At 71.0% G+C, this 15,145-nt stretch carries 12 protein-coding genes; 5 read left to right on the plus strand and 7 right to left on the minus strand.

All coding sequences use genetic code 11. From position 1 onward, the window contains the following. Positions 1-122 precede the first annotated feature (122 nt). Positions 123-1,508 carry a 3-deoxy-7-phosphoheptulonate synthase class II gene (locus tag V8688_RS15940; protein WP_218717258.1) on the plus strand — a complete coding sequence of 462 codons (1,386 nt, stop codon included), beginning with the start codon at positions 123-125 and terminating at the stop codon, positions 1,506-1,508. 247 nt (positions 1,509-1,755) lie between these two features. Here the strand turns inward: V8688_RS15940 and pknB are convergent, their stop codons facing one another. Further along, positions 1,756-3,687, minus strand: coding sequence for a Stk1 family PASTA domain-containing Ser/Thr kinase (pknB, locus tag V8688_RS15945; protein WP_342801139.1), 1,932 nt, complete (start codon positions 3,685-3,687; stop codon positions 1,756-1,758). Between the two features lie 161 nt (positions 3,688-3,848). Here pknB and V8688_RS15950 point away from each other — a divergent pair, with 161 nt between their 5' ends. Beyond that, positions 3,849-4,217: an Rv2175c family DNA-binding protein gene (locus V8688_RS15950; RefSeq protein ID WP_218717256.1), complete on the plus strand. Its 369-nt coding sequence runs from the start codon at positions 3,849-3,851 to the stop codon at positions 4,215-4,217. Between the two features lie 197 nt (positions 4,218-4,414). On the opposite strand, the gene V8688_RS15955 is transcribed toward V8688_RS15950, so the two are convergent. Then, positions 4,415-6,448: a heavy metal translocating P-type ATPase gene (locus V8688_RS15955; RefSeq protein WP_342801130.1), complete on the minus strand. Its 2,034-nt coding sequence runs from the start codon at positions 6,446-6,448 to the stop codon at positions 4,415-4,417. Positions 6,449-6,538: 90 nt separating this feature from the next. Between V8688_RS15955 and V8688_RS15960 the strand changes: the two genes are divergently transcribed. Further along, positions 6,539-6,898: a metalloregulator ArsR/SmtB family transcription factor gene (locus V8688_RS15960; protein ID WP_218717254.1), complete on the plus strand. Its 360-nt coding sequence runs from the start codon at positions 6,539-6,541 to the stop codon at positions 6,896-6,898. Positions 6,899-6,995: 97 nt separating this feature from the next. Here V8688_RS15960 and V8688_RS15965 read toward each other — a convergent pair whose 3' ends face one another. The 4 genes from V8688_RS15965 to V8688_RS15980 form a co-directional block, all read right to left on the minus strand. Then, positions 6,996-8,015, minus strand: coding sequence for a phytoene/squalene synthase family protein (locus V8688_RS15965; RefSeq protein ID WP_218717253.1), 1,020 nt, complete (start codon positions 8,013-8,015; stop codon positions 6,996-6,998). Further along, a complete protein-coding gene (locus tag V8688_RS15970; protein ID WP_255587363.1) occupies positions 8,012-9,628 on the minus strand; it encodes an alpha-(1->6)-mannopyranosyltransferase A in 1,617 nt (538 codons plus the stop codon). Before V8688_RS15970 ends, V8688_RS15965 begins: the two co-directional genes overlap by 4 nt. A 137-nt stretch (positions 9,629-9,765) precedes the next feature. Then, complete coding sequence (gene crtI / locus V8688_RS15975; protein WP_218717251.1) at positions 9,766-11,340, minus strand: phytoene desaturase family protein; 1,575 nt, start codon at positions 11,338-11,340, stop codon at positions 9,766-9,768. A gap of 7 nt (positions 11,341-11,347) precedes the next feature. Then, entirely contained in the window at positions 11,348-12,376 is a 1,029-nt protein-coding gene (locus V8688_RS15980; protein ID WP_308248406.1) for a polyprenyl synthetase family protein, read from the minus strand. Between the two features lie 485 nt (positions 12,377-12,861). On the opposite strand from V8688_RS15980, the gene V8688_RS15985 reads away from it, so the two are divergent. Then, positions 12,862-13,782: a methylenetetrahydrofolate reductase gene (locus tag V8688_RS15985; RefSeq protein ID WP_308248405.1), complete on the plus strand. Its 921-nt coding sequence runs from the start codon at positions 12,862-12,864 to the stop codon at positions 13,780-13,782. Here V8688_RS15985 and V8688_RS15990 read toward each other — a convergent pair. Beyond that, positions 13,772-14,359, minus strand: coding sequence for a DUF2867 domain-containing protein (locus V8688_RS15990; RefSeq protein ID WP_218717249.1), 588 nt, complete (start codon positions 14,357-14,359; stop codon positions 13,772-13,774). The genes V8688_RS15985 and V8688_RS15990 overlap by 11 nt on opposite strands. Before the next feature lie 269 nt (positions 14,360-14,628). Here V8688_RS15990 and V8688_RS15995 point away from each other — a divergent pair, with 269 nt between their 5' ends. Then, the gene (locus tag V8688_RS15995; RefSeq protein ID WP_218717248.1) at positions 14,629-15,039 is read left to right on the plus strand and encodes a hypothetical protein; all 411 of its coding nucleotides are present in this window, start codon (positions 14,629-14,631) and stop codon (positions 15,037-15,039) included. Positions 15,040-15,145 lie beyond the last annotated feature (106 nt).

The raw sequence follows: 15,145 nt of genomic DNA on the forward strand, positions 1-15,145 counted from the left end.
CGACGCGGTCCGTGACCCACGATGGGTCGGGAGAAACCCTATGTCGATGGTTCGGCGACGCGACGAACGGGTAGCCGGTACGCCGGATATTCGCCGGGCGGCGAAAGCCGTATTCTGATCTGGTGACCTGGACCGTCGACGTACCCATTGACCGCCTGCCGGAACTGCCGCCGCTGCCCGCCGAGCTGCGCCACCGGCTCGACGCCGCCCTGGCCCGGCCCGCGCTGCAGCAGCCGTCCTGGGACGCCGACGAGGCCGCGACGATGCGTACCGTGCTCGAGAGCGTGCCGCCGATCTGCCTGCCCGCCGAGGTGGAGGAGCTCAAGACCCAGCTCGCCGCCGTCGCGCGCGGCGAGGCGTTCCTCATGCAGGGCGGTGACTGCGCGGAGACCTTCGCCGACAACACCGAGCCGCACATCCGCGGCAACATCCGCACCCTGCTGCAGATGGCCGTCGTGCTCACCTACGGCGCGAGCCTGCCGGTGGTGAAGGTCGCGCGCATCGCCGGGCAGTACGCCAAGCCGCGCTCCTCGGACACCGACGCGCTCGGGCTCACCTCCTACCGTGGTGACATGGTCAACTCCCTGGTCGCCGACCAGCAGCTGCGCCGCCACGACCCCTCGCGCCTGGTCCGCGCCTACGCCAACGCCAGCGCCGCGATGAACCTGGTCCGCGCGCTGACCACCGCGGGCATGGCCGACCTGCACCAGGTGCACGACTGGAACCGCGACTTCGTCGCCCAGTCGCCCGCCGGCGCCCGCTACGAGGCGCTGGCCGAGGAGATCGACCGCGGCCTGCGCTTCATGACCGCCTGTCAGGTCAACGACCCGAGCCTGAAGTCGGCCCGCATCTACGCCTCGCACGAGGCGCTGGTGCTCGACTACGAGCGCGCGATGCTGCGGCTGAGCGAGTCCGAGACCGGCGAGCCGCTGCTCTACGACCTCTCGGCGCACTTCCTGTGGATCGGCGAGCGCACCCGTCAGCTCGACGGCGCGCACATCGCGCTGGCCGAGTTGCTGGCCAACCCGATCGGCCTGAAGATCGGGCCGACCACCACGCCCGATCAGGCCGTGGAGTACGTCGAGCGGCTCGACCCGCACAACGAGCCCGGTCGGCTCACCCTGGTCGCCCGCATGGGCAACGGCAAGGTGCGCGACGTGCTGCCGCCCATCATCGAGAAGGTGCAGGCCACCGGCCACCAGGTCATCTGGCAGTGCGACCCGATGCACGGCAACACCCACGAGTCCTCCACCGGCTTCAAGACCCGCCACTTCGACCGCATCGTCGACGAGGTGCAGGGCTTCTTCGAGGTGCACCACGCGTTGGGCACCCACCCCGGCGGCCTGCACATCGAGCTGACCGGCGAGAACGTCACCGAGTGCCTGGGCGGCGCGCAGGACATCTCCGACCTCGACCTCGAGGACCGCTACGAGACCGCGTGCGACCCGCGCCTGAACACCCAGCAGTCGCTGGAGCTGTCGTTCCTGGTCGCCGAGATGCTGCGCTAGTTCGGAGTGCTGGCGCGCTCGAGGTTCGCGGCCCCGTGGTCCCGTCGATCAGCTGCTTGCTCCTTCGTCGCGTTCGCAACGGCGCCTGATCGACGGGACGGCCGCGAGAACCGCCGCTGCGCGGCGATCCCTCCTCGAGGTCGGGATGTGCGGGGCCGGGAGTGCGGTGTGTGCCTGGGCGCGGTCAGCGGTGACCGCGCCCAGGCTTGTCCTTGTCCTTGTCGTCTTTGTCCGGGGCCTGATCTCTTCAAGGTAGGGCGGTGAGCGTCACGACGCTGCCCGCCTCCACGTTCGAGTTGAAGCCGGGGACCTGGCCGATCACCAGGGAGCTGTCGGAGTCGGTGATGGACTTGACCTCCACCCGCAGGCCCAGCTGCTGGAGTTTGCTGCGGGCATTGCCGACGGTCTGACCCATCACGTTGGGCACCTTCACCGCGTTCGACACGATCAGCGTCACGCTGTCGCCGGACTGCAGGGTGGTGCCGACGGCGGGGTCGGTGCCGATCGCCTTGTCGCCCTCGACGCTCTTGTCGTACTGCACGCGGGTCTCGCGCACGGTCAGCCCGGCGGCGGTCAGGGCCCTGGCCGCCGCCTCGGCGGTCTTGCCGCGCACATCGGGCACGTTGACGGGCTGCGAACCCTTGCTGCGGTACACCTTCACCTGGGCGCCCATCGGCAGGATGGTGCCCGGCGCGGGCTCCACCTTGGCCAGCGAGCCCTTCGGCGCGGTGCTCGGGGCCTCGCCGCTGTCGATCGGTTGCAGGCCCGCGTCGCGGATGGCCTGGTTGGTGGCGCTGATCTGGTCGCCGGGCTTGATGTCGGGTACGCGAGGCTTGCCGTTGGAGATCAGCACCGCGATGGTCGAGCTCTTGGTGACCCGCGACCCGGCCGACGGATCGGTGCCGACCACGCCGCCCACCGGGATGGTGTCGGAGGACTTGTTGCGCAGCACCGTCTCGAAACCGGCCTCCTGCAGCACCGCGACGGCGCGTTCGGAGTCCATGCCCGCGATCGGCGGCACGGCTGTGTAGCGGCCCACGCCCAGCCACCAGCCGCCGATACCGACCAGCAGGGTCAGCGCGGTGACGATCGCGGCCCAGACCACGCCGGTGCGGCGCGAGGGATTCTCGTTGGACGCGAACGGGTTGTGCTGTGGTGCGGGGGAGTGCGCGTGCTGGTAGTCGTCGGGGCGCGGGCGAGGCGCGGTGACCACCCTGGTGTGCTGTGGCTGGGCGTTCGGCATCGCGTGCGCGACAACGGGATTCGGGGTGACCGGGCGGTCTCCGGGGTGGTGTGCGTCGCCGGTGCGGTAGCTCTCGCTGAGGTGCTCGGCCGAATCGCGGGGCGCCGGAACCCGGTACGGCGGCAGATTCAGCTCCATGGCGATCATCTGCAGCTGCGCGGCCATCTCGTTGGCGTCGGCGTAGCGGCGCTCGGGATCGCGGGAGGTGGCCTTGGCGACCAGAGCGTCGAGTTCCGGCGGCACGCCGCCGATGAACTGGCTCGGCGGCGGCACGTCGTTCTCGACCCGCTGATACGCCACCGACAGCGAGTTGTCGCCGGTGAACGGCACCCGGCCGGTGAGCAGTTCGAAGATCAGGATGCCGAAGGAGTACACATCGCTGCGGGCGTCGGCGGTGCCGGTGGTGACCTGCTCGGGCGCCAGGTAGGCGGCGGTACCGAGGATGACGCTGGCCGAGGTGGTGTTGGCGGCGGCGACGGCGCGGACCAGGCCGAAGTCGGCGATCTTCACCTCGCCGGCGTCGGAGATCAGGACGTTCTCCGGCTTGATGTCGCGGTGCACGAGCCCGGCGTCGTGGGCGGTGCCGATGGCGCGCAGGACCGGTTCGGCGACGGCGCGCACCGCGTGCGGCGGCATCGGGCCGCGCTCGCGCAGCAGTTCGCGCAGCGTGCCGCCCTCGACCAGTTCCATGATCAGGAAGGGGTACTCGCCGTCGACGCCCTGGTCGTAGACGGCCACCAGGGAGGGGTGCTTCAGCTTGGCCACCGCGCGCGCCTCGAACTCGAAGCGGGTCAGGAACTGGGGGTCGCCGGCGAACTTCGGATCCATCACCTTGACCGCCACCGGGCGATCCAGCCGGGTGTCGGTGCCCCGGAACACCATCGACATCCCGCCGCGAGCGATCGGCGCATCGATGCGATAGCGCCCTTCCAGCATCTGGCCGATCAAGTGATGTCCTCCGGCTTTCACAAACTTCTCACCCCTCGCGACACTGCGACAAGCGACCAGGCCACCGTGTGCGGCCCCCACGATCGTAACCGGGTCATGATGGCATGCCAGCCGATGCGCGCGAGGTCGCACGTACTACGGTTGTGCGAGTGAGTGCCTTCCCTTGCAGCGACGATGTGCTGCCCGACACCGAAACCGTCGTCTCGCTCCCCGAGGCCGCCGACATACTCGGTATCCCGGTCACCGCGGTGCACCAGTTGCTGCGTGACCACCAGCTCCTCGCGATCCGCCGCAACGGCGTCGCCGGCATTCCGTCCCGCTTCTTCGACGACAACGACGAGATCGTCCGGATGCTGCCCGGCCTCATCACCGTGATGCGCGACGGCAAGTACTCCGACGAGGACATCCTGCGCTGGATCTACACCGAGGACGACTCGCTGCCCGGCCGCCCCGTCGACGCCCTGCACGGCCCGCTGGCGCGCGAGGTCGTCCGCCGCGCCGCTGCCGAACCCTTCTGATCCCGCGCGTTCCTGCCGCCGCCCGCCGGCCCGGCCCATGGCGTGTCCGGTCGGCGGCCCGGTAGCCGGCGTCCGTCGCTCCAGCTCTGATCCTCGTCAGCGGGCCTCGGCGCGCGTCTGTCGACCTGCGCCTGAGCTCGGTCGGCGGCGCGCCGGGTACGCGGCTCGGACCTGCGGCCCCGGGAAGACGCCGGCGCTCAGGATGCGCCGTGTCCGGCCGCCTGATCGTGTGCCCGCCGCCAGGCGGACGAGCGCAGCAGTCGCAGGCCGTTGAGGCCGACGAGGACCGTCGAACCCTCGTGCCCGAGCACGCCGAGCGGCAAGGGGAGATGACCGACCAGGTCCCAGACGACCAGGACGCCGAGGAAGCTCGCCGCGATGGCGAGGTTGGCCAGCACCGCCCGGCGCGCGCGCCGCGACAGCGCGATGACGGCCGGGATGGTGGTCAGGTCGTCCCGGACGACGATGGCGTCCGCGGTCCGCACCGTCAGATCCGAGCCCGCGCCACCCATCGCGATCCCCACCTGCGCGGCGGCCAGGGCGGGCGCGTCGTTGATCCCGTCACCGACCATGGTCACCCGGTGGCCGCCCGCGGCCAGCTCCCGCACGGCCGTGACCTTGTCGTGCGGCAGCAGCCCGGCGCGCACCTCGCCGATCCCGAGCTGCCGGGCGAGCCGGTCCGCGGTGGCGGGGTTGTCGCCGGTCAGCAGAACCGGTGTGCTGCCAGTGGATTCGGCGAGCGCGGCCACCGCGCCCGCCGCCTCGGGGCGGACCTGATCGGTGAAGCCGAGCACCGCCACCGGTTCGTCCTCGCGCAGCACCACGACCGCCGTGCGGCCACGGGAGTGTACCGTCGCGACGATCTCCGCGGCGGCGATCGAGCGCGTCGGCCTGGCGTTGGACCCGTGCCGCACTCGCGCGGCGTCCGCGACCGAGCTGAGATCGCCGGTGAGCACGGTGGGCGAGCCGATGCGCAGGTGGTGGTCGTCGACCCGCCCTGACACGCCACGACCGGGTTGTGCGGCGAAGTCGTGGACGACGGGGAGGTCCAGACCCCGCTGCCGGGCAGCGCGGACGGTCGCCGCGGCCAGCGGATGTTCGCTCGGGTGCTCGACCGCGGCGGCCAGGCACAGGATCTGATCCTCGGAGACCGCACTGCCCGGCAGCGGGTGGATCTCCACGAGGTCCGGGATGCCGCGGGTGAGCGTGCCGGTCTTGTCGAAGGCGACCCGGGTGGTCGCGCCCAGCTGTTCCATCACCACCGCCGACTTCACCAGCACGCCGTGGCGGCCCGCGGTGGCGATCGCGGCCAGCAGCGGCGGCATCGTGGCCAGGACCACCGCGCAGGGGGAGGCGACGATCATGAACGTCATCGCGCGCAACAGGGAATCCCGCAGCGGTGCACCGAAGATCAGCGGAACGATGAAGACGGCCAGCGTCGCGACGACCATGCCGATCGAATAGCGCTGCTCGATCTTCTCGATGAACAGCTGGGTCCTGGCCTTGGTGCGACCCGCCTCCTCGACCAGCGCCGCGATCCGCGCGACCACCGAATCCTCGGCCCGGCGCTCGACCCGGACCCGCAGCGCGCCGGTGCCGTTGAGCGTCCCGGCGAACACCTCGTCGCCGGTGGCCTTGTCCACCGGCAGGGGTTCACCGGTGATGGTGGCCTGGTCGACCTCGCTCGCGCCGTCGACGACCCGGCCGTCGGCGGCGATCCGGTCGCCGGGACGGATCAGGATCACCTCGCCGATCGCGAGATCGACGGCGGCGACGGTCTGTTCACCGTCGTCGGTGAGCCGGGTCGCGGTGTCGGGGGCGAGGGTGAGCAGGCCGCGCACCGAGTCCTCGGTACGCGTGGTCGCCAGCGCCTCGAGCGCACCCGAGGTCGCGAAGATGACGATGAGCAGCGCCCCGTCCACGACCTGGCCGATCGCCGCCGCCCCGAGTGCGGCCGCCACCATCAGCAGGTCCACGTCGAGGGTCTTGTCCCGCAACGCTTTCAGACCCGCCAGACCGGGTTCCCAGCCGCCCGCGAGGTAGCAGGCCAGCAGCAGCGACCACCACAGCCAGGACGGTCCGCCGGTCAGCTTCGCGAGCAGACCGAGCGCGAACAGCGCGGTCGCCGTGGCGGCCCAGCGCATCTCGGGAATCGCGAACAGTCGGGTCCGCGTGGTCGAAGCGCGGGACGCGGTGACGGCGCGGGTCGGCGTGGCGGTGGACGAGACCACAGGGCACCTCCGAGGCGGGGAACGAGGACCCGAGAATAACAGATCATATGAAGAGATATTCATGTGTGCTGGTCCGCTACACTCCACGCCATGGGACACGGTGTGGAAGGCGGCCGTCCGGCGACGCGGCTGGACGCCGCGGCCGCCGCGCACGTGGCGACCACCCTGCAAGCGTTGGCCACCCCGAGCCGACTGCTGATCCTGTCCGAACTGCGCCAGGGGCCCCGACCGGTCACCGAACTCGCCGAGGCGGTGGGGATGGAGCAGTCCGCGGTGTCGCATCAGCTGCGGCTGCTGCGCAATCTGGGCCTGGTCACCGGCACCCGCGCCGGCCGCAGCATCGTCTACAGCCTCTACGACCAGCACGTCGCCCAGTTGCTCGACGAGGCTGTCTACCACAGCGAGCACCTGCGCCTGGGCCTGGCCGAACGCCCTGAGATCGCGGGCTGAACCGACGGCATCGGTCGGTGCCGGGGCTTGGCACGTCGGCGGACGGCCCGAGATCGCGGCAGTCCGATGATGTGACGCCGCGGGCCGCCCGGCCGCGTCAGCGCCGTACGGTGGCGAACCCCTTGGCGGCGACCAGGATTCGCCGACGGTTGGGCACCGTCGCCCTTCGCTGGAACACCTGGAAGTCGGCCCCCTCGATACGGTCGAGGATCTCGGCGTAGAGCGCCGCCGCCGTGCGGATCGCCGGCCGGACCCGGGGCTCGAGCAGCGCGATACCGGGCTCCGCGCGGCGGTAGACATCGCGATTGACGGCGATCAGATGTGCCAGCGCGCGGCGCAGCGGCTGATCGGTGCGCCCGGTGGCACGGCACGCGCGCAGGTGGGCTTCGTCGACGCCGAAGGCGGCCAGCTCCTCGGTGGGCAGGTAGATCCGGTCGCGGTCGAGGTCCTCACCGACATCGCGCAGGAAGTTGGTGAGCTGGAAGGCCTCGCCCAGCGCGGCGGCGGCCGGTTCGGCGTCGGCGACCGGGACGACCGTGCCGAGCACCGGCAGCAATTGCAGGCCGATGGCGGCGGCGGAACCACGCATGTACTCGCGCAACTCGGTCATGGTGGCGTAGCGGGTGCGGTGGCCGTCGGTGCCGGGCACGTCCATGCGCATGGCGTCGAGGAACGTCCAGAAGTGGGTGTGCGCGATGTCGTAGCGGGCGATGGTGTCGGCGGCGGCGGTCAGGATCTGCCGACGACGCGGGTCGCCGGTATCGATCACGCCCTGTTCGAGGGCGAGCCGGAATTGCCGTTCGACCAGATCGAGGTGCTGGGCCGGGCTCAGCTCCGAACCGGCGAGGTACGCGCCGTCGCGGGGGTCGAGGACCCGGGCCGGGTTGTCGGCGTGGTCGACGATGTCGTCCACCATGCGCGCGAAGGCGTAGAGCGCGTGCACGGCTCGGCGCCGCGGTGGTGTGAGCAGGGTGGTCGCCAGGTAGTACGTGCGACCGTGCTCGGCGGCGATGCGCCGACAACTCGCGTACGCGGCATCGAGCGGGATCACAGCGGCGTCGGCCGCCGGCCCGGTCAGGTCTTCCGGCGCGACCGCGCCCGGACCCCGATCGCTCATGCCCGGACGGTGGGCGCCGGTTCCCTGGTGACGGGCCGGGAACTGGCCGATCGCAGGTGCAGGGGATCGACGGTCCGCAGCGACACCGCGGCCACGACGGCGGCGAAGGTGGCCAGCGCGACGTGCCAGAAGTTGTACAGCCCGATCGACCCGTCCGGCTGGAACACCAGCATCAACCAGGTGCACAGCCCGACCAGCCACTGCAGGGTCACTGTCGACAGCGCGAAACCGGCGGCCAGCGCCAGCGGCCACGAGTAGTACCAGGGCAGCGCGGCGGGGGAGAGCAGCACGATCGCGACGAACGCGATCACGATGCCGAGGACGGCCTCCCGCTCGGAATGCCGGAACCGCCACCAGATGGCGACCAGCAACACCACCAGGGCGATCTTGCACAGTTCGCGGGTCACGCTGAGCACGGAGTCCAGGCGCAGCGGGGTCACCCAGGTGACCATGTGCGCCAGGATCGTTGGCAGCGAGAGCCAGTTGATGATCTTGTTGGAGCCCTGCAGCGCGGTGACCCAGCCGAACCCGACCCCCGCGATCACCGAGGCGGCGCCGAACACCAGCGCGAACACCCCGACACCGATACCGGCGATCTTGGCGAAGACGAACAGCGGATGCGGCATGTCCGCCGACGGGCGGGCCGCGTCGGGATGCTTCTGGTCTTCCGACACCTCGGGATCGGAGGCGCCCCGTTCGGCGGCCCGACGCTCCTTCTCGTGCAGGATCCAGATCCACACCAGGAACGGCAGCGCGACGCCCGCGGTGGCCTTGATGGCGACGCCGATCGCGACGACCACGATGCCGGCCACATGGTGGCGTTCGAGCACCAGCGCGATGCCCGCGCACATCAGCCCGACCATCAGCATCTCGTTGTGCACGCCGCCGATCAGGTGCACCAGCACCAGCGGATTGAGCACCGCCAGCCACAGCGCCACGGTCGGCTTCCCGCCCAGGTGCTTGGTCAGGTACGGCACCGCCCACATCATCAGCGCCAGGCCGGGCAGCATGACGACGCGCAGCGCGATGGTGCCCGCGATGACGTTGTCGCCGGTGAGCATGGTGAGCACCCGGCCGATGAGCAGGAACATCGGGCCGTAGGGCGCGGTGGTGGTGGTCCAGACCGGGCTCACGTTGTCCAGCAGCACACCGGGATTGGCGACGGGACCCACCTGATAGGGGTCGTAACCGTCGCGCAGCAGCGCGCCCTGGGCGAGGTAGGAGTAGGCGTCGCGACTGAACATCGGCGCCGCGAACAGCAGCGGCGTGATCCAGATGCCAACGATGGCCCGCAGCTCGTTCAGCGTGACGTGCCCGCCGTCCTTGCCGAGGGTGTTGCGGCCCAGCCGAACCCACGCCGTGATCATCAGCAGGACGCCGATCCAGATGACGATCGTCGAGAGCGCGTAGCCGTGGCCGAACCGCAGCCAGGACAGGTGCAGTGCCTCGAGCAGCGGGTCGCGCTTGCGCACGGCGCCCGCGCCGAAACCGCCGAAGGTGATCATGACCGCGCCGAAGAACCCCATGACGGCCGCGTGGCCTTCGGGACTGCGGATGAAGTCACCCGCGGTCCGTAGCCGGGACCGGACGCCGGGATCGGTCCCGGTGGGCATGTGGCGCTGCGGCTCGAGGGTGCGCGTGGTGTCCATGGGGCCTACGGTCGTCTCAGGGGGCGGCATGTTCGGTCGGTCCCCCCGGATGGTCGGCGGTCGCAACCGCGAGCTGATAAGTCGGCCGTCAGTTTACGGCTTCACGTTGGAACACTAGCCCGGTGGTCGGTGGCGTTGCGCGTCCGGCTGCCGGTGATTCGTGCCGCGGCCAGCTTGCCCGACAGCAAGGTGGTGGGCACGCCCACCCCCGGAGTGGTGCCGCAACCTGCGAGAACGACGTTGTCCACGCCCCTTGGCAGATTGCGTGGCCGGAACGGACCCGTTTGGCGGAACAGGTGTGCCACCGAGAACGGTGTGCCGGCGATCATGCCCTGCGCCGCCCAGGTGACCGGAGTGTCGACGTGGTCGATCCGGAAGTGCTCGGCGATCCCGGTGTAGCCGCGCCGCTCCAGCTCCGCGAGCAGTTCGCGCAGATAGGCCGGGGCGAGGCGGTCCCAGTCCAGCGGCGCGGCGTCCAGATTGGGACACGGCGCGAGCAGCGAGAACGGTTCATGGCGGCCGTCGGCGCGCTCGACGTACAGACCGGCGTCGGTCAGTGCGGGCCGGGTCAGCAGCAGGGACGGATCGCTCATGACCCGTCCGCGGCCGCGGCGCGCGGCGATCTCGGTGAAGGTCGTGGCCCAGGCGGCCCCGAAATCGATGGTGTGATGGGCCTGCACCGGCCACCGCGCGGCGACCTCGGCGGGCACCGTGCCGTGGGCCACCACCGCCGACGGTGAGGCCCGCAGACCGCGCCGGTGGCGCAGGCCGAATCGGGGCAGTGCGCCGAGATCGGCGGTGAGGACGACGGCATCGCAGGCGACCCGGCGGCCGTCGGCGGTGCGAACCGCCTCGGCGCGGCGGCCTTTGCGCGTGCCGGCCGCATAGTCGATCCCGACGACCTCGGCCCCGAGGAGCAGGTTGCCGCCCGCCGCCGTGAACGCCTCGGCGAGCGCGGCGGTGATCGCGCGCATGCCGCCCTCGGGGAAGTAGACGCCCAGGCAGGTGTCCATGTTCGGGATCGCGCCGTAGAGCGCCAGCGCCTTGTCCGGCACCGTGCCCGCGTAGAGCGCCTGGAAGGTGAACAGCCGGGCCAGCCGCTCGTCGCGCAGGTAGGACCGCACCCGCGGTCCCAGCTTGCCGAAGCCGCCGAGGCGGGCGAGCGCCGTCAGCCCCGCCCGTGCTTCGCCGCTGCGCACCAGGTCCAGCGGCGAATCGAAGTTCGCGTCCATGAACTCGTCGTACTCGGCGTCGTAGATCCGCCCCAGCCAGGCGCGCAGCCGCCGGTAGTTGCGGGCCTCGGTCGGTCCGCAAGCTCGCTCGACCTCGGTGGCCATCGTCTCGGCGTCGTCGTAGACGCGGATGTCGGTGCCGTCGGCGTAGCGGGCGTGATAGGCGGGCGCGAGGCGGTGCACGCGCAGGCCGACGTCCGCGCGCGTCCGCCCGACCGCGGCCAGCGCCTCGTCGATCAGCTCCGGCAGCGTGAGCACGGTGGCCCCGTTGTCGATCTCGTAGTCGTCGAACCGGTAGCGCCCGACCCGGCCGCCCGGATGATCGGCCCGTTCGAGCACGGTCACCTCGCGGCCCGCGCCGCGCAGATGCAGCGCCGCGGCCAGCCCGGCCAAGCCCGCGCCGACCACGACGACATGGTTCGTCTGTCCCACCACGCTTCTCATGGCGGGCTCAGGCGGTTCGGCGGGTGGCGGCCAGCGCCATGTCGTGCAGTAATTGCTTGGCCTGCGCGGTCGCGCTGCTCGTCGCCACGGCGCGCAGGCCGGTGTCGGTGAGCTCGGTGATCCGGCGTTCCACCTCGTCGACCGCGCCGAGCTCGGTGAGCAGCGCGCGCAGCCGGTCCACGGCCGCGTCGTCGAGATCGGTGCCGAGCCCGGTGCGGATCAGGGCCGCCGGTGCCGGCTCGGCGCGCCGCAGCGCCTCCGCGATGAGCACCGTGCGCTTGCCTTCGCGCAGGTCGTCGCCGGACGGCTTGCCGGTGACGGCGGGGTCGCCGAACACCCCGAGCAGGTCGTCGCGCAGCTGGAAGGCGATGCCGACATCGGTGCCGTAGGTCCGCAGCGCCGCCACCAGGGCGTCGTCGGCTCCGGCCAGCGCGGCGCCCAGGTGCAAGGGGCGTTCGATCGTGTACGCGGCGGTCTTGTACCGGTTGATCCGCAGCGCGGCCTCCACCGATTCGTCGCCACCGGCCTCGCCGTTGATGTCGAGCAACTGCCCGCCCAGCACCTCGGTGCGCATCCGCGCCCAGACCGGCGCGAACCGGGCCAGCGCGGCGGGGGCGAGCCCGGCCTCGTGGACCAGGTCGTCGGCCCAGGCCAGGGCGAGATCGCCGATCAGGATGGCGACGGCGCGGCCGTACTCGGCGCCGTCACCGGGCCAGCCCGCCGCGCGGTGCCGGTCCTCGAACTCGATGTGCACGGTCGGGTAGCCGCGCCGGGTCTGCGAGGAGTCGATGATGTCGTCGTGTACCAGCGCGCACGCCTGCACCAGTTCCAGCGCCGAGCAGGCGGTGAGCACCGCGGCCGCGTCGGGTCCGGCCGGATCGCCGCCCGCGCCGAGCCAGCCGGTCCAGGCGAAGCCGGGCCGGGTGCGCTTGCCGCCCCGGATGACGAACTGTTCCAGCGCCTCGGCGGCGTCGACGAAGACCGGGCCGAGCGGCTCGACGATCTCGCGCCGGGACGCGAAGAAATCGGCCAGCACCTGCTCGACCGCGGCGACGAACGCGGGCGTGCCCGGCGTGAGCGTGACGAGATCGACCGAAGCCGGGGTGTCGGCGACGGACCGGGAAAGCGGGGTACCGATTCCGGCGGACAGGGTGGCCTCCAGGTGCGGAAGTGGGCGAGCGGATGGACGTCGATCGCACGCGGCGGCGCGATCACCGGCGTTCCGTCGCAGAATACGCGGGTGGCGCGGGGGTGTCGTCGGCGCACACGGCCGCTGCGACCGACCCCACACCCGGCGATTCGGCGGTGTCTGCCCCTCGCGCGGATCGCGTTCAGCGGACTTGACGAACGAGCGGCAGGTCCGTGCCCGATTTCGGCCGGTCGCGGTCGTCGATTCCCGGTCGGCGCCGCGGTGCCGGGGCGCACCACTACACTGAACCGGTGACATTCGACGATGGACGGGGACGTTCGACCCCTGATCGACCCGCCCGGAAGCAGTCGATCGTCTCGAACACCCCCTCGGTGGTGCAGAGCCTGCGTGCCCACTCGGGCAGCGGCGTGCCCTTCTCGGTGGAGTTCAATCCGCCCCGCGACGCGGCGGGCGAGGCCCGGCTGTGGCGCGCGGTCCGCGAGTTCGAGTGCATGCACCCGGCCTATGTGTCGATGACCTACGGCGCCGGCGGCTCCACCAAGGACCGCACCGTGCGGATCACCGGTGAGCTGGCCACCGAGACCACCCTGCTCCCGGTCGCCCACCTCACCGCCGTCGGTCACAGCATCGACGAGTTGCGCGCGCTGGTCGGCTCCTACGCCGATTCCGGCATCCGCAACCTGCTCGTCCTGCGCGGTGACCCGCCGGGCGATCCGCTCGGGGAGTGGCGCAAGCATCCCGAGGGCGTCGAGTACGCCGAGGAACTGGTGCGCATCGTGCGCGATCTGGGCGACTTCCACGTCGGTGTCGCCTCGTTCCCGCAGGGGCACCACCGCTCGCCCGACCTCGACCACGACACCCGCCAGCTCGCCGCGAAACTGCGTGCGGGCGCGGAGTATTCGATCACCCAGATGTTCTTCGACGTCGAGCACTACCTGCGGCTGCGGGACCGGGTGGTGGCCATGGACCCGATCGAGGGCGCCAAGCCGATCATTCCCGAGCTGATGCCGATCACCTCGCTGCGTACCGTGCAGCGCGCCGAGGAACTCTGCGGCCGTCCGCTGGAGCCGTCGGTGCTGGCCCGGCTGACCCGCGCCGCGGGCACCGGCCCCGAAGAGGACAAGGCGGCCGTGCGCGCCGAGGGCATCCAGATCGCCACCGAGATGGCTCAGCGCCTGATCGACGAGGGCGCCCCCTGCCTGCATTTCATCACCCTCAACTTCGCGAAGGCGACCAGCGAGGTGCTCACCAATCTCGGTTACGGCGTGACGGCGGCCCCGCTCAGCGCGTGAGCGCGAGCTCGGTCCACACGCGTTCCCAGTTCCTGGTCATCGCCGGATAGACGATCAGGTAGCGGAACGGTTTGATGAAGGCCATATAGGCGCGCCCGAACACCCCGTTCGGCTTCACCAGCACCGCCATCTGCAGGTGGTAGCCGGGCCCGTCGTCGTCGGGCACCCACCCCAGGTGCATCACCCCGTGCACGGTGCCGTTGGCGATCTCGGCCGCGTACTCGTCGTCGAGCGCGTACAGGCTGGTGAACGGGCTCCCCGCGTCGTCGGGTCGCGGCAGTTCCCGCAGGTCGGCGGGCAGCCGATCCCGCAACGACGCCACCCGCCGCCCGGCCCCCGCCGCCTCCCGATCCCACCCCAGCACCGCCCCCAGCTTCCACCGGATCTCGAACAACACCCCGCTCACCCCGGAAGACTCCGACGCCCGCGCCGTCCGCAACGCCGCGAGCAGCGCCGGAAAGTCCCCCGCCGCCCCACCCGGCGTCCGAAACCGCCACACGTCCTCGACCTCGAAATCCGGCGTGATCTCGTGGATACGCCACCCCCGCCCGGTATGCGCCACTGCCGGAACTCGCATGAGAAACCCCTCTCCGTACGGATGCGTATGGAGGGAGCGTACCCCTGATATACGCCTACGTATAGATCAGATCCGCGCGGCAGCGGCAATCGATCGATCTCCGCTGCGCCTGCGGGCTGCGAACACGCCCGCGTCCAAGCCGACTCGACTCCGGATATTCCGGACAGCAAACGGCGCGGCGCACCAGACTCGCCGAACGCTGTTGGCGCATCACGAAATTCGCGACCAGGGAGGCCGCGTCCTCCCCGGAACGGGCGGTCCTCTCAGCCATGGCGCACGGCAACGGCCCCCACTCCGACGAGGTCTTCACCGCTCTCCTCGTCGGCCTGACGAAGACCGATGACGAGCGTGCGCGGATGTACCATGACCTGGTCGATGAGGTGTTGTCCGAGGCGGCCAGCCGACGGTTGGAGGAATTGATGACGATGACCTACGAATACCAGGGCCGGATCGCCCGTAAGTATGTCGAGCAGGGCCGACAAGAAGGCCGCGAAGAGGGCCGTGAAGAGGGCCGTGAAGAAGCCACCGCGGCCAGCATCCTGACGGTCCTCGGTACCCGTCGACTCGCTGTCTCCGACGACCAGCGGGAACGTATCCAGGGTTGCCGAGACCTGAACCAGCTCGATGCTTGGCTGAGACGCGCGATCGACGCAGCGGAGACAGCGGATCTCTTCGACTGAACCCCGTAGACCTTTCCGAGCTCGGGTCGGCGGGTATGGGAAGCCGCGTGCGGCGGCCCGCTCCCGTGTTGTGGTGCAACGTATTTCGTGAATGGACGAGGGGCGG

It is taken from the genome of Nocardia sp. No.11, assembly GCF_038752175.1.
Classification (GTDB): Bacteria; Actinomycetota; Actinomycetes; order Mycobacteriales; family Mycobacteriaceae; genus Nocardia; species Nocardia canadensis.

Coding starts and splice junctions, on each gene's coding strand:
- V8688_RS15960 (WP_218717254.1), top strand. CDS start 6,539: ATGGGACACGGTGTGGAAGGCGGCCGTCCGGCGACGCGGCTGGACGCC.
- V8688_RS15995 (WP_218717248.1), top strand. CDS start 14,629: ATGGCGCACGGCAACGGCCCCCACTCCGACGAGGTCTTCACCGCTCTC.
- pknB (WP_342801139.1), bottom strand. CDS start 3,687: ATGCTGGAAGGGCGCTATCGCATCGATGCGCCGATCGCTCGCGGCGGG.
- V8688_RS15965 (WP_218717253.1), bottom strand. CDS start 8,015: ATGAGCGATCGGGGTCCGGGCGCGGTCGCGCCGGAAGACCTGACCGGG.
- crtI (WP_218717251.1), bottom strand. CDS start 11,340: ATGAGAAGCGTGGTGGGACAGACGAACCATGTCGTCGTGGTCGGCGCG.
- V8688_RS15970 (WP_255587363.1), bottom strand. CDS start 9,628: ATGCCCACCGGGACCGATCCCGGCGTCCGGTCCCGGCTACGGACCGCG.
- V8688_RS15990 (WP_218717249.1), bottom strand. CDS start 14,359: ATGCGAGTTCCGGCAGTGGCGCATACCGGGCGGGGGTGGCGTATCCAC.